This is a genomic window from Streptomyces sp. NPDC024632, assembly GCF_055559175.1.
In genome coordinates this window covers 195,329-207,936 of sequence record NZ_JBVHLD010000017.1, presented here as the reverse complement: position 1 = coordinate 207,936, position 12,608 = coordinate 195,329, and the positions used below count along the sequence as shown (strand labels likewise).

The window sequence follows — 12,608 nt, the reverse complement described above, 5'->3', positions numbered from 1 at the left end:
AGCGTGAAAGAGCACCCCTTCCGTCCCCCCCCCCCCCCCCACCCCCCCCCCCCCCCCCCCCCCCACCCCCCGCCCCCCCCCCCCGCCCCCCCCCCCCCCCCCCCCCCCCCCCGCCGTCCGCGGAGCGCCGCAAAGGTGCCTGGAAGCGCCCTGAGGGCGCCTCAGACCTCGTACAGGGTCACGTCCTTGACCACGGCCAGTCCGAGGCCGTACGCGCTCATGCCGCGGCCGTACGCGCCGAGGTGGACACCGCGGGCCGAGCCCGCCATGACCCAGCCGTACTCGGACTCGCGGTAGTGGAACGGCGTCGGGTCGCCGTCGACCGGAAGGGTCAGCGTCGACCAGCCGCTGCCCGCCAGGTCGTCGGCGAGTTCCCACGCGGTGGCGGTCTGCTGGTCGAGCCAGTCCTGGCGCAGGGCCCGGTCCATGGTGGTGGGCCAGGTGCAGGACAGCAGCCCGGACCCGGCGAGCCAGGCCGCGGAGGAGACCGAGGTCGCCTCCAGTACGCCGGTGCCGTCGGAGCTGCGCCGTCCGGGTCGGTTGGCGAGGGTGACGACCGCGGTGAACCGCAGCCCTTCCGCGTCCGCCGGAGCCGCCTTCAGCGAAGGCTCGTCACCATGCCCTATTGAGCCGTGCTCGACCGTGCCGTCCCCGCTCACGCCGACCGTGCCCAGCCAGCGCCGTCCGGTGAACGCCTCGTCCAGCCCGTACCAAGGGAAGTCGGCCATCAAGTAGCCGTCGACCGTCCCACGAGCACTGCCGGTCTTCGTCTCCATGCGGTGTTACGCCTCCTCCGTGCCCATCTGGGCGACTCGCCATCTTGCCCGACCCTGGGTGGGTTCGGGAGCCGAACCGGCTCACGGTGACGGCGAACACACGGACAATAGCCACCTGGAGGGGTGAAAAGGCGTGATCTGGTTGACTCAGGTCGCGTCGGAATCGAACGGCGGAGCCTCGCCGGGCTCCAGGCCGTCCTTCTTGCGGAGCCTGTCGGGGGTGGCCGAGGAGCCGCCGCCGGAGGTCGGTCCCGGCACGCCGGAGGACGAACCGGCCGCGCCGGACGAGCCGTTGGCGGCGGAGGCGGGCTCCACGCCGTTGACCGCGTCGGTGACCTCGGCCATCTCCTTGCGGAAGTCGAAGCCGTTGCGGATGTCCTTGAGGCCCAGCTCGTCCATGTCGCTGTCGCTCATCAGATTCTTCTTGATGAACGTCTTCGGATTGAGGTCCTCGAACTCGAAGTCCTTGAACTCCGGACCCAGCTCCCGCCGGATGTCTTCCTTGGCGCTGTCCGAGAACTCCCTGACCTTCCGGATGAAGTTCATGGTGTCCTGGATGACCTTCGGCAGCTTGTCGGGGCCGAAGACGAGGACGGCAAGGACCACGATCGCGACCAGCTCCAGCGGGCCTATGTCGAAGAACACCTTGCAGCTCCTTGGGACGTCCACAGCCGGGAAGGCAGGGTCCGGCGGACTTTACGGTACCTGTCCACGCGGGCGGTGCGGGAGTGGCTCCGGCTAACAGTACGTCGCCAGGGGGTAAAGGGTCAGCCCCCGAGCCCGCTCCGGTGACCGGCCGGAGACCGGCCGGTGGCCGGTCAGCGCCGTATCGCGGGGGCCTGGGGACCGGGCGACACGGGGGAAGCGGCGGGCGTCACGAGCGGCAGGGCGCCGGGCGCCATCAGCGGCCGGGTCACCGAAACGGGTGTCACCGAGGTGACCGCGGCGGGCGCGCGGAGCATGCGCCGGTCCCCGGCGTCGAGCACGCCGCGCGGGGTGACCCCGCGGGTGTCCGGCACGGAGTTGGCGCTCAGCGGGCTGACCGCGGGGCCGTCGTCGGGGCGGGCGCCGCCGTCGACCGCGGCTTCCATGGGCAGGGCGCTGCCCAGGGCGATGGCCGCCATCGAGAAGGCGCCCGCGGCGGCGAAGGCGAACCGCCTGCCGCGGGAGGCCGCGGTGCCGGAGCCGCTGTGCGCGGGGGCCTCCGGCTGCTCCCGGTCCTCGGGGCGCCCGTCGGCCGCGGCGGCGCGGGTCAGCTCATGGATGCGGAAACCGCGACCGCCGGAGCCGCCGGGCACGAGGTCGCGGCCCGGTGTGAGGTACGAGAACTCCTCGCGGCGCCGTGAACCGCCGCCGCCGAACACGCCGGAGCCGAGCAGGCCGCCGTCGAAGGGGCCGCGCCGCTCCTGGTCCCGCCCGCCGGCGGCGCCGGGGCCGTGGCCCTCGTCGTCCCGGTCGCGCCAGTCACGCGTACGGTCGGCGTCCTCGGTCCCGTCGCCGGTCGGTGGTAGGCCGGGAAGGCCCTGGAGCCGGGCCAGCAGCCCGGCGGAGAGCATCGGCTGCTCGGAGGCCGCCACGACGCTCTTGAGACGCCGCTGCTCGCTGGCAGCGGCTTTGCACTGCGGACAGGTCACCAGATGGGCGAGCACCCGGTCCCGGGTGTCGTCGCCGAGCTCGCCGTCGACAAATGCGGCGAGCCGGTCGCCAAGGTGCTGCTCGGCAGGCGCTGCACGTTGTTCGCCTGAACCGCTACTGCTCACGTTCTCCCGCCCTCCTGGCCAGGTTTCTGTGTGGCGGCAGCGAGCGCGGGAGCCGGCCGGGCGCCGGGCGCCCGGTGTTCCAGAGCCTTGCGCAGGTGGGAGCGGCCACGGTGAATCCTGCTCCGTACCGTGCCCAGCTTCACACCCAGCGTCGCGGCGATCTCCTCGTACGACAGTCCCTCGATGTCGCAGAGCACCACGGCGGCGCGGAACTCCGGGGCGAGGGTGTCCAGCGCCTGCTGGACGTCCGCGTCGAAGTGCGTGTCGTTGAAGTGCTGCGCGGGGGACGGCTCGCGGCTGGGCAGCCGCTCGGCCGCGTCGTCCCCGAGGGCGTCGAAGCGGATCCGCTGGCGGCGGCGCACCATGTCCAGGAAGAGATTGGTCGTGATGCGGTGCAGCCAGCCCTCGAACGTGCCGGGCGTGTAGGTGGACAGGGAACGGAAGACCCGCACGAAGACCTCTTGGGTGAGGTCCTCCGCATCGTGCTGGTTGCCGGTCAGGCGGTACGCCAGCCGGTACACCCGGGCACTGTGGGTACTGACGATCTCCTCCCAAGAGGGAGGCGTCCACGCCTGAGCGTCCCCGTCGGTGGCGAACGTCGCGGTCGCGGGAGTGTTTTCGCGTGAACGGTCATCAGCAGTGTTGGTCACGGATTTCGGCTGTCCGGCGGACCGGAGAATACGCCTGAGCGTTCCTCCCTTGTCACCGGCCGCAGCCGCACCTCCCCTGTCGGCTCTGGTGGTGTCCAGTAGAGCCCCTACCATATCCACCTCGCCCGTTAGCTCCGGATAAGTGCGCTGTTGCCATTGACTTCCCAGGACTTCCACTCGGCGGGGAGAGCCGGGGCCTTCTCCCGCCGGTAGCCGTCCTTACGGATAACGCACAGTCCCATCAGCGGGTTCCCGCCCCCAGCGGATACAGTCGCCGGGCGGGCTGCACCTACGACAGGGATCGACCCGGGGACAGGGAGAGGGACATTACCGGCAACCGGCAGGCGAGCTGGGCGTTCGCCGACGCGTTCGTCGCCGAGGACGACGCCCTCATACGCGCCCGCGCCCGGTCCCACGCGGCCGGTCTGCGGCCCGTCTCGCCCGGCACCGGTGCGGCCCTGCGGCTGCTGGCCGCCACGGGGGACGCGAAGTCCGTCGTCGAGATCGGCACCGGCACCGGGGTCTCCGGCATCCACCTGCTGCGCGGCATGCGCCCCGACGGCATCCTGACCACCGTCGACACCGAGCCGGACCGCCTTCAGCTCGCGCGCGAGGCGTACCGCGAGGCCGGTTTCGCCGCCAACCGCTCCCGCGTCATCCCCGGCCTGGCCCTGGACGTGCTCCCCCGGCTCACCGACGGCGGCTACGACCTGGTCTTCTGCGACGCCGACCGGCTGGAGTACCTGGACTACCTCGACGAGGCGCTGCGGCTGCTGCGGATCGGCGGCCTGGTCTGCTTCGAGGGCGCCTTCGCCCGCGGGCGCGCGCTGGACGCCGCCCACCAGGACGCCGAGTCGGTGCGGCTGCGCGAGCTGATGCGCGCGGTCCGGGACAGCCCCCGGCTCTCCCCCGTCCTGCTGCCGACCGACGACGGTCTGCTGTGCGCGGTGCGCCGGAAGTGACGCGGCGGCGCGCGCAGGAAAACGACGGCGGCCCCGTACACGACATTCCGTGTACGGGGCCGCGACGATTTATGGGACCGCTGGTCTCAGGCGATGGCCTTCTTCAACGCGTCGCCGAGGGCATCCGCCTCGTCCGGGGTCAGCTCGACAACAAGCCGCCCGCCGCCCTCAAGCGGAACGCGCATGATGATGCTCCGCCCCTCCTTGGTCACCTCGAGCGGGCCGTCACCCGTCCGCGGCTTCATGGCCGCCATGCTCGTTCCCCTTCCTGAAACCAGCTCGGACTCGAACACATTGGTTCTCGGCCATTATCCCGCATCTATCGACCCGATGACCAACATCGGTCGCACTACGTTCAGCATGGGCCCTCCCCAAAACCGGCCAATTCGGCGAGTGGACAGTGATCGACCGGGTTCCCGAAGGGTATCGGTTCGGTCGGACGTTTGACGTACGTCACATGTCGGGGTGCCGTGAAGTCCGGCATTCTGGCCAGGACCGATGCCGCGACGAAGGGGTTCAGCCATGGCCGACAGCGTTCTGTACGAGGTGAGCGACGGGCTCGCGACCGTCACCTTCAACCGTCCCGAGGCGATGAACGCGCTCGACACGGACACGAAGAACACCCTGCGGGACGCCTTGCGGGAAGCGGCCGACGACACCGCGGTGCGGGCGGTGCTGCTCACCGCGACCGGGCGGGCCTTCTGCGTCGGACAGGACCTCAAGGAGCATCTGGCGACGCTGGCGGCGGGCGGCGGGCTCACGACGGTGGCCGAGCACTATAATCCGATCGTCACCGCGATCGCGACGATGCCCAAGCCGGTGGTGGCGGGGGTGAACGGGGTCGCCGCGGGCGCCGGGGCCGGGTTCGCCTTCGCCGCGGACTACCGGATCGTGGCGGACACCGCCGCCTTCAACACGTCCTTCGCCGGGGTGGCGCTCAGCGCGGACTCGGGTGTGTCGTGGACGCTGCCGCGGCTGGTCGGGCACAGCCGGGCCTCGGATCTCCTGCTCTTCCCGCGCTCGGTGGGGGCCGCGGAGGCGTACGACCTCGGGATCGCCAACCGGGTCGTGCCCGCCGCGGATCTTCCCGCCGAGGCCGTCGCCGTGGCCCGGCGGCTGGCCGAGGGGCCGACCGTCGCCTACGCCGCCATCAAGGCGTCCCTCGCCCACGGGGCCGCCCACTCCCTGCTCTCCACCCTCGCCAAGGAGGACGAGCTCCAGACCCTGGCCGGAGCCGCCGAGGACCACCGCATCGCGGTCAACGCCTTCGTGGCCAAGCAGCCTCCGCGCTACGTGGGCCGCTGACGCGGGACGCCCGTCGCCGCTCCGGCCGGTCCTCGATCGCCGGACGGGCTGAAGGGGGCACGGGTGCGGCGCGACCTCCGGCCCGTCCGGACGGGCCCTAGCGGGCGGAGCAGTCGGCGAGGTGGTCGTTGACCAGGCCGCAGGCCTGCATCAGGGCGTAGGCGGTGGTGGGGCCGACGAAGCGGAAGCCGTGGGATTTGAGCGCCTTGGCGAGAGCCACCGACTCGGGGGTGGTGGCGGGCACGTCGGCGAGGCGGCGCGGGGCCGGGCGGGTCGCGGGGTCGGGCGCGAAGGACCAGATGAGGGCGTCGAGCCCGCCGTCGTAGCTGTCGCGCAGGGCCTGCGCGGCCCGCGCGTTGGCGACGGAGGCGGCGATCTTCGCCCGGTTGCGGATGATCCCGGGATCGAGCAGCAGCCGCGCCTCGTCCTGCGCCGTGAAGCCCGCGACCGCGTCGATCTTGAAGCCGTCGAAGGCGGCCCTGAACCCCTCGCGGCGACGGAGGATCGTGATCCAGGACAGCCCGGACTGGAACGCCTCCAGGCAGGTCCGCTCGAACAGGGCGTCGTCCCCGTGCACGGGCCGCCCCCACTCGGTGTCGTGGTAGGCCACGTAATCCGGCGCGGACAGCCCCCAGGGGCAGCGCGCGAGTCCGTCGGGCCCGACGATCGCGTCACTCACCGGTGTCGTCCCGCGGCGTCTCGTCCTTGTCCAGGGACGGCGTCACGGGGGCGCCGACCGCGTCGGCCCGCGCCCCGGCCAGCACGGCCTCCAGGTCGGCGATCCTGGCGTCCCGCTCGGCGAGTTCCGCCCCGAGCCGGTCCAGCACCTCGTCGACGTCCAGCATGCGGTAGCCGCGTACGGCGATCGGCAGCCGGACGGCGTCGATGTCGGACCTGATGAGCGGGCGGTCGGCGGGCAGCCGGTCGTCGATCCGGTCGGGTTCGGAGTCCCGCAGGGTGCCGCCGTCACCGAGTACGGCCATCGCGACGGCGGCGACCACCGCGACCAGCGCGATGAGCATGAACCAGAACAACTCGATCTCCCGGGGTCCGGCCTACGTGTCAGGCACGATCGTGCCACGATCGCATGAGTCTGAGATGAGGAGCGGCAGTGGCACTTCGGTTGGGGACCCGCGAATTCGGCGAGCGGGAGCCGGTGATCATGGCGATCGTGAACCGTACGCCGGACTCGTTCTACGACCAGGGCGCCACCTTCACCGACGAACCCGCGCTGGAGCGGGTCGCGGGCGCCGTCGCGGAGGGCGCGGCGATCATCGACATCGGCGGGGTGAAGGCGGGCCCCGGCGAGGAGGTCTCGGCGGCGGAGGAGATCCGCCGCACGGTCGCCTTCGTGGCGGAGGTGCGCCGCCGCCACCCGGATGTGGTGATCAGCGTGGACACCTGGCGGCACGAGGTCGGCGAGGCGGTGTGCGAGGCGGGCGCCGACCTGCTGAACGACGCGTGGGGCGGGGTGGACCCGCGGCTGGCGGAGGTCGCGGCGCGGTACGGCGTGGGGCTGGTGTGCACGCACGCGGGCGGCGCGCGGCCGCGGACCCGGCCGCACCGGGTGGGGTACGAGGACGTGATGGCCGACATCCTGCGGGTGACGGTGGGGCTGGCCGAGCGGGCGGCGGCGCTGGGCGTGCCGCGTGACGGGATTCTGATCGACCCGGGTCACGACTTCGGCAAGAACACCCGGCACTCGCTGGAGGCGACCCGGCGGCTGCCGGAGATGACGGCGACGGGGTGGCCGGTGCTGGTCTCCCTGTCGAACAAGGACTTCGTCGGGGAGACGCTCGACCGGCCGGTCAAGGAGCGGCTGATCGGCACGCTGGCCACCACGGCGGTGTCGGCGTGGCTCGGGGCGCGGGTGTACCGCGTCCACGAGGTCGCCGAGACCCGTCAGGTGCTGGAGATGGTGGCCTCGATCGCGGGTCACCGCCCGCCCGCCGTGGCCCGCAGGGGCCTGGCCTAGGGGCCCGCTGGGCGGGGGCCAGGGGTCTGCGAGGCGGGGGCCAGGGGTCTGCGAGGCGGGGGCCAGGGGCCCTGCGAGGCCCTAGGCGCTCTCCTTCGTCACCCGCGCCACGGCCTCGTCCACGTCGTCCGTGACGTGGAACAGCTCCAGGTCGGCCTCGGACGCCTTGCCGCCCGCGACGAGCGTGGAGCGGATCCAGGAGACCAGGCCGCCCCAGTACTCGGTGCCGAAGAGCACGATCGGAAAACGGGTGACCTTCTTGGTCTGGACGAGGGTGAGCGCCTCGAAGAGTTCGTCGAGGGTGCCGAAGCCGCCGGGGAGCACGACGAATCCCCGCGCGTACTTCACAAACATCGTCTTTCGGACAAAGAAGTAGCGGAAGTTCACGCCGATGTCGACATAGGAGTTGAGGCCCTGCTCGAAGGGCAGCTCGATGCCGAGGCCGACCGAGATGCCGCCCGCTTCGAGCGCGCCCTTGTTGGCGGCCTCCATCGCGCCGGGGCCGCCGCCGGTGATGACGGCGAAACCGGCCTCGGTCAGGGCGCGGCCGATCCGTACGCCCGCCGCGTACTCACGCGAGTCCACCGGGGTGCGGGCGGAGCCGAAGACGCTGACGGCGGGGCCGAGTTCGGCCAGGGCGCCGAAGCCCTCGACGAATTCCGACTGGATCCGCATCACACGCCACGGGTCGCCGTGCACCCAGTCCGACTCTCCTCGACTGTCCAGCAACCGCTGATCGGTGGTCCCCGCCTGCACCTGGCCGCGCCGCCGTACGACAGGGCCCGTGTGCCGTTCCGGCCAGCCCTTGCCGGTCAGCACGGTCTCCGCCGCCTCGTTGGCCGCGGCAGCCGCCTCCTGCGCGTCCGGACTCTGCCCGGCCGCTCCCGTGTGTGAGTCAGTCATACGGGAAGCGTACGCATCATGGTGCGGCGGACGGCGCCAATGGGACCGCCCGGGGCGCTTCGAGGCGGGCGCTGACCCAGGTGAAGGCCGCGGGGAACATTCCGCCCCAGGTCTTCCAGTTGTGCCCGCCGCGGTCGATCCGCAGCGTGCTGACCGAGGTGGGCGGCCGGACGGCGGCGGTGATCCAGTCGCCGAATTTCGGCGGGCTCTCCGGGTCCTGCTTGCTGGACTCGATGAGGATGTGCACGTCGGGGCGGGTGTTCTGGGCCAGCCACAGCGGCGAGCGGACACCGCGGGCGGACTCGGCCGGATTGTCCGGGGCCATCGCGGCGGCGGCCACGAACCGGTCGGGGTGTTCGAGCGCCATCCGCACCGCGCAGTAGCCGCCGGTGGATATGCCCATCACGGCCCAGCCGCGCGGCGCCGGGAGCGTACGGAAATTGTGCGCGATCGTCTGCGCCACGTCGTCGGTGAGCCAGGTGCCGACCTTGCTCTTGCCCGGCACGTCGGCGCAGCCGGTGTTGGCCCGGTCCGGGGTGATGGTGGGCAGCACGAGTATCGCGGGCTCGGCGCGGCCGGCGGTGATCTCGCCCTGCATGATCTGGCCGAGCCGCATCCCGCGCAGGAAGCTGTGCGGGGTGCCGGGGATGCCGTGCAGGACCTCTATGACGGGGAAGCGGGTGTGCGCGAACTCCTTCTTCTTGTACTGCGGCGGCGTCCAGACGATGACGTCGCCCTTCGTCCCGGACTTCCAGCCGCGCACGGTGGCCTTCTCGAAGCCTTGTGAGTACGAGGCGAATTTGACCCGGTAGTCGGGCTTGGTGGGGGTGGGCGTGGCGGTGGGGCCCGCGACGGACTTGCCGCCGCTGTTGGCGTTGCCGAGCAGGTCGTCCCAGGACGCGTAGAAGCCGTAGTCGTTGTTGACCGTGACAATCACCACGAAGATCGCGGTGACCTGACAGAGCACGATCATCCCGACGCGGGCGACGACCCGTACCGGCCGCGGGCCCCGTACCCGCGGCCAGAGCAGCACCGCGCCCGCCACCGCGGCCACCGCGACGACGAGGAGCAGTACGGCGAATCCTCTGCTGGTCAGTCCCACGACACGCCTCTTCCCCCAACCGATCCCTACGGCTCCGATCACACCATGCCGCGAGGGAAGACCGATGGGCACCCCTGTTCGGTTGCTCCGCCTTTCGCCGGATCAATCGGACGAGTGAGGCGGGGCGGTCGCCGGGGCCGCGGGATCGGGCCCGGTCAGTCGGTGAGCCAGCCGCGCAGCCGCTCCTCGGCCTCCAGCACGGCGGCGACCGCGACGTGCTCCTCTCGGGCGTGGGCGAGCTTGGGGTCGCCGGGGCCGTAGTTCACCGCGGGCACGCCGAGCGCGGAGAAGCGGGCCACGTCGGTCCAGGCGTCCTTGGGGGCGGGTTCGGTGCCGATGGCGCGCACGAAGGCGGCGGCGGCCGGGTGCGCGAGGCCGGGCAGCGCGCCCGGCGCGCTGTCGGTGAGCACCACGGTGAAGCCGTCGAAGACCTCCTCGGCGTGCGCGAGCGCCTCGGCCTCGCTCCGGTCGGGCGCGAAGCGGAAGTTGACGGTCACCGCGCAGGAGTCGGGGATCACATTGCCCGCGTGGCCGCCCTCGACCCGCACCGCGTTCAGCCCCTCGCGGTACTCCAGGCCGTCGATGACGACCCGGCGGGGCTCGTACGCGGCGAGCCGGTCCAGGATCGGCGCGGCCTTGTGGATGGCGTTGTCCCCGAGCCAGCTCCGCGCCGAGTGCGCCCGGCGGCCGGTGGTCTCGACCCGGATCCGCAGGGTGCCCTGGCAGCCGCCCTCGACCTTGCCGTCGGTCGGCTCCATCAGCACCGCGAAGTCCCCGGCCAGCCACTCGGGGTGCCGCTCGACCAGCCGCTTGAGTCCGTTGAACTCGGCCGCGATCTCCTCGGCGTCGTAGAAGACGTAGGTCAGGTCGCGGTTCGGCGCGGTCAGGGTCGCCGCCAGCCGCAGCTGCACCGCCACGCCCGCCTTCATGTCCGAGGTGCCGCAGCCCCACAGCAGGCCGTTCTCGTCCAGCCGCGACGGCAGGTTGTCCGCGATCGGCACGGTGTCGATGTGGCCCGCGAGCACCACCCGCTCGGCGCGCCCGAGCCGGGTCCGCGCCACCACCGCGTCGCCGTCCCGGTCCACCGTCAGGTGCGGCAGCCCCCGCAGCGCCTCCTCCACCAGATCCGCCAGCGCCTTCTCCTGCTGGCTCACGGACGGCACGTCCACGAGTTGGGCGGTGAGCCGAGCGGCATCCTGGCTGAGGTCGAGTTCGCTGCGCATACGCCGAGCGTAGGGCCTCGGGCCCGGATGCCCCGAAGGCCCCGGCCGCCTGCCCCGTTCACGCGCACGGAGGAGAAAGCCGAAGACGGCGCCGTCGTAGGTCATTCGGGGCCCGCCGCCTTCGGTACGCTCGGCGCGTGCCCAGCTCCCCCCCTCAGAAGCCCCCCAAGCGCAAGCGCCGGGGCCGCAGGATCGCCACAGCGGCCGTGGTGTTGCTGGGGCTCGCCACCTATGGCCTCTACCGCGCCGCGGAGGAGAACAAAGCGCCGGAAAGCGCGGACTGCACAGTGACGGCGGACGGCGACACGCTGGACATGAGCCCGTCGCAGGCGGCGAACGCGACGACGATCGCCGCGGTGGCCACCTCGCGCGGGCTGCCGGAAAGGGCGCTCACCATAGCCCTGGCCACGGCGTTGCAGGAGTCACGGCTGGACAATCTCGATCACGGCGACCGGGATTCGCTCGGCCTGTTCCAGCAGCGCCCCTCGCAGGGCTGGGGCACCGCGCAGCAGGTCCAGGACCCGGTGTACTCGACGAACGCCTTCTTCGACGGCCTGGTGAAGATCGAGGGCTATTCGCGGCTGCCGCTGACCGTGGCGGCGCAGCGCGTGCAGAAGAGCGGCTTCCCCCAGGCGTACGCGAAGCACGAGGCGGACGCGACGCTGCTGTCGGCGGCGCTGTACGGGCGCAAGGCGGGCGCGCTGAGCTGTACGACGGGCTCGGACACGCCCTTCAGCGCGGGCGGCAAGCTGGGCAGTACGTCGCAGGTCACGGCCAGGCTGACGCGGGAGTTCGGCAACCAGGTGAAGCCGGTGGCGGCCGACGAGCCGCGTACGGTCGCGGTGCCCGCCAGGCCCGCGGGCGGCGCGGCGGAGGGCGACGGCACCCGGCGCGGCTGGGAGCTGGCGCAGTGGGCGGTGGCGCACGCGCAGGACCTGAAGGTCGAGCAGGTGACCTTCGGCGGCCGGAAGTGGGCCGCGGCGCAGTCCGGCAAGGGCTGGCAGAAGCAGAAAGCGGGCGGCGCGCAGGGTTCCGCGGCCGTCAAGCCGGACGGATACGTACGGATCACCGTCGCGCAATAGTGCGCGCATTCACTCGGAAGTGCCCGCTCCCGCGGTCAAACGCGGGCTGCGGGAAAACCGCTCGACCGGATGGCAATTCCCTTGGCGCAGCAGGGATGTGACGTTTCATCAAAGTCATATGAGCTGTCCGCTATATCCGATCTGTCGGATTCCTATAATGCGACACATTGCCAACTCTTTACCTCGAACGACCGCAACCTTCGGGCTCCTTGAGCGGTAGTCACGACGTCCGCCCGGCGGACGCAATACGTCCCCTCACGGAGCCAACTCCGTAAAAGGAGCACCATGTCCCTCCCCCTGACCCGCCGCTTCGCCCAGGCCGCCCTGCTGATCGGCGCCGCCGCCGCGCCGCTGATCGGAGCGGGCGCCGCGCAGGCCGCCGCGCTGCCGCCGACGGACCTGGGCGGGCTGAGCAATCTGGACGGCGCCAATGTCGGCAACACGCTGGACAGCGCTTCCCAGCAGGCCACCGGGGTGGCCGGGCAGGCCGGTACCCAGGCGATGAAGACCACGCTCCCGGCCACCGGCCGCATCGTGGGCACCGCGAGCAGGACCGCCGCCCCGGCCGCGCAGAAGGCCGCGGGCGACGCCGCCGATTCCGCGGGCCGGATCGTCGGCCAGACCGCCGAGTCCGCCGGTGGCGTCGCCCCGCACACCGAGACGCTGCCGGTCTCCGCGCTTCCCAACACCGGCCAACTGCCGGCCGGCGCGCTGCCCACCACCGACATGCTGCCGCTCAAGGGCCTCCCCCTGGGCTGATCGCCGAACCGCACGCGGGGGGGGGGGGGGGGGGGGGGGGCCCCCGCCCCCCCCCTTTTTTTTTGGTCGGGATTTCCCCCCCACCCTTTTTGGTTCGTCACCCCGGTTCGC

15 protein-coding genes are annotated in these 12,608 nt (G+C 72.1%); 5 read left to right on the top strand and 10 right to left on the bottom strand.

What is annotated here, in order from left to right; translation table 11 throughout:
• Positions 1-161: 161 nt before the first annotated feature.
• The 4 genes from ACZ37P_RS30190 to sigE form a co-directional block, all read right to left on the bottom strand.
• Positions 162-776 carry a hypothetical protein gene (locus ACZ37P_RS30190; RefSeq protein ID WP_355348177.1) on the bottom strand — a complete coding sequence of 205 codons (615 nt, stop codon included), beginning with the start codon at positions 774-776 and terminating at the stop codon, positions 162-164.
• Positions 777-923: 147 nt separating this feature from the next.
• A complete protein-coding gene (locus ACZ37P_RS30185; protein ID WP_355348180.1) occupies positions 924-1,421 on the bottom strand; it encodes a sec-independent translocase in 498 nt (165 codons plus the stop codon).
• 173 nt (positions 1,422-1,594) lie between these two features.
• Positions 1,595-2,536 (bottom strand): zf-HC2 domain-containing protein, encoded by a 942-nt coding sequence (locus ACZ37P_RS30180; protein ID WP_355348183.1) that lies wholly within the window; start codon positions 2,534-2,536, stop codon positions 1,595-1,597.
• On the bottom strand, positions 2,533-3,300 hold the full coding sequence (sigE, locus tag ACZ37P_RS30175) for an RNA polymerase sigma factor SigE (RefSeq protein WP_355348341.1): 768 nt from the start codon (positions 3,298-3,300) through the stop codon (positions 2,533-2,535). The genes ACZ37P_RS30180 and sigE overlap by 4 nt, the downstream gene beginning before the upstream one ends.
• Before the next feature lie 212 nt (positions 3,301-3,512).
• Between sigE and ACZ37P_RS30170 the strand changes: the two genes are divergently transcribed.
• The gene (locus tag ACZ37P_RS30170; RefSeq protein ID WP_355348344.1) at positions 3,513-4,148 is read left to right on the top strand and encodes an O-methyltransferase; all 636 of its coding nucleotides are present in this window, start codon (positions 3,513-3,515) and stop codon (positions 4,146-4,148) included.
• Between the two features lie 86 nt (positions 4,149-4,234).
• On the opposite strand, the gene ACZ37P_RS30165 is transcribed toward ACZ37P_RS30170, so the two are convergent.
• On the bottom strand, positions 4,235-4,402 hold the full coding sequence (locus ACZ37P_RS30165; protein ID WP_069464762.1) for a DUF3117 domain-containing protein: 168 nt from the start codon (positions 4,400-4,402) through the stop codon (positions 4,235-4,237).
• A 268-nt stretch (positions 4,403-4,670) separates the two neighbouring features.
• Between ACZ37P_RS30165 and chcB the strand changes: the two genes are divergently transcribed.
• Positions 4,671-5,453: a 2-cyclohexenylcarbonyl CoA isomerase gene (gene chcB, locus ACZ37P_RS30160; protein WP_355348187.1), complete on the top strand. Its 783-nt coding sequence runs from the start codon at positions 4,671-4,673 to the stop codon at positions 5,451-5,453.
• Positions 5,454-5,550: 97 nt separating this feature from the next.
• On the opposite strand, the gene ACZ37P_RS30155 is transcribed toward chcB, so the two are convergent.
• Both ACZ37P_RS30155 and ACZ37P_RS30150 read right to left on the bottom strand, forming a co-directional pair.
• Positions 5,551-6,132, bottom strand: a complete 582-nt coding sequence (locus tag ACZ37P_RS30155; protein ID WP_391049310.1) for a DNA-3-methyladenine glycosylase I — start codon at positions 6,130-6,132, stop codon at positions 5,551-5,553.
• Entirely contained in the window at positions 6,125-6,487 is a 363-nt protein-coding gene (locus ACZ37P_RS30150; RefSeq protein ID WP_391161649.1) for a DivIVA domain-containing protein, read from the bottom strand. The genes ACZ37P_RS30155 and ACZ37P_RS30150 overlap by 8 nt, the downstream gene beginning before the upstream one ends.
• A 128-nt stretch (positions 6,488-6,615) precedes the next feature.
• Here ACZ37P_RS30150 and folP point away from each other — a divergent pair, with 128 nt between their 5' ends.
• Positions 6,616-7,428 carry a dihydropteroate synthase gene (gene folP, locus ACZ37P_RS30145; RefSeq protein WP_467349508.1) on the top strand — a complete coding sequence of 271 codons (813 nt, stop codon included), beginning with the start codon at positions 6,616-6,618 and terminating at the stop codon, positions 7,426-7,428.
• 81 nt (positions 7,429-7,509) lie between these two features.
• Here the strand turns inward: folP and ACZ37P_RS30140 are convergent, their stop codons facing one another.
• From ACZ37P_RS30140 to dapE, 3 genes are all read right to left on the bottom strand, one after another.
• Positions 7,510-8,331, bottom strand: coding sequence for an LOG family protein (locus ACZ37P_RS30140; RefSeq protein ID WP_391127380.1), 822 nt, complete (start codon positions 8,329-8,331; stop codon positions 7,510-7,512).
• Between the two features lie 16 nt (positions 8,332-8,347).
• The gene (locus ACZ37P_RS30135) at positions 8,348-9,433 is read right to left on the bottom strand and encodes an alpha/beta hydrolase (RefSeq protein ID WP_467349494.1); all 1,086 of its coding nucleotides are present in this window, start codon (positions 9,431-9,433) and stop codon (positions 8,348-8,350) included.
• A 155-nt stretch (positions 9,434-9,588) separates the two neighbouring features.
• On the bottom strand, positions 9,589-10,656 hold the full coding sequence (gene dapE, locus ACZ37P_RS30130) for a succinyl-diaminopimelate desuccinylase (protein ID WP_391161651.1): 1,068 nt from the start codon (positions 10,654-10,656) through the stop codon (positions 9,589-9,591).
• Positions 10,657-10,793: 137 nt separating this feature from the next.
• Here dapE and ACZ37P_RS30125 point away from each other — a divergent pair, with 137 nt between their 5' ends.
• Positions 10,794-11,738, top strand: coding sequence for a VldE C-terminal domain-containing protein (locus ACZ37P_RS30125; RefSeq protein ID WP_467349493.1), 945 nt, complete (start codon positions 10,794-10,796; stop codon positions 11,736-11,738).
• Between the two features lie 285 nt (positions 11,739-12,023).
• Positions 12,024-12,497: an ATP-binding protein gene (locus tag ACZ37P_RS30120; protein ID WP_355348208.1), complete on the top strand. Its 474-nt coding sequence runs from the start codon at positions 12,024-12,026 to the stop codon at positions 12,495-12,497.
• Positions 12,498-12,608: the final 111 nt, after the last annotated feature.

Coding starts and splice junctions, on each gene's coding strand:
- folP (WP_467349508.1), top strand. CDS start 6,616: ATGGCGATCGTGAACCGTACGCCGGACTCGTTCTACGACCAGGGCGCC.
- ACZ37P_RS30120 (WP_355348208.1), top strand. CDS start 12,024: ATGTCCCTCCCCCTGACCCGCCGCTTCGCCCAGGCCGCCCTGCTGATC.
- ACZ37P_RS30190 (WP_355348177.1), bottom strand. CDS start 776: ATGGAGACGAAGACCGGCAGTGCTCGTGGGACGGTCGACGGCTACTTG.
- ACZ37P_RS30165 (WP_069464762.1), bottom strand. CDS start 4,402: ATGGCGGCCATGAAGCCGCGGACGGGTGACGGCCCGCTCGAGGTGACC.
- ACZ37P_RS30140 (WP_391127380.1), bottom strand. CDS start 8,331: ATGACTGACTCACACACGGGAGCGGCCGGGCAGAGTCCGGACGCGCAG.
- sigE (WP_355348341.1), bottom strand. CDS start 3,300: ATGGTAGGGGCTCTACTGGACACCACCAGAGCCGACAGGGGAGGTGCG.
- dapE (WP_391161651.1), bottom strand. CDS start 10,656: ATGCGCAGCGAACTCGACCTCAGCCAGGATGCCGCTCGGCTCACCGCC.
- chcB (WP_355348187.1), top strand. CDS start 4,671: ATGGCCGACAGCGTTCTGTACGAGGTGAGCGACGGGCTCGCGACCGTC.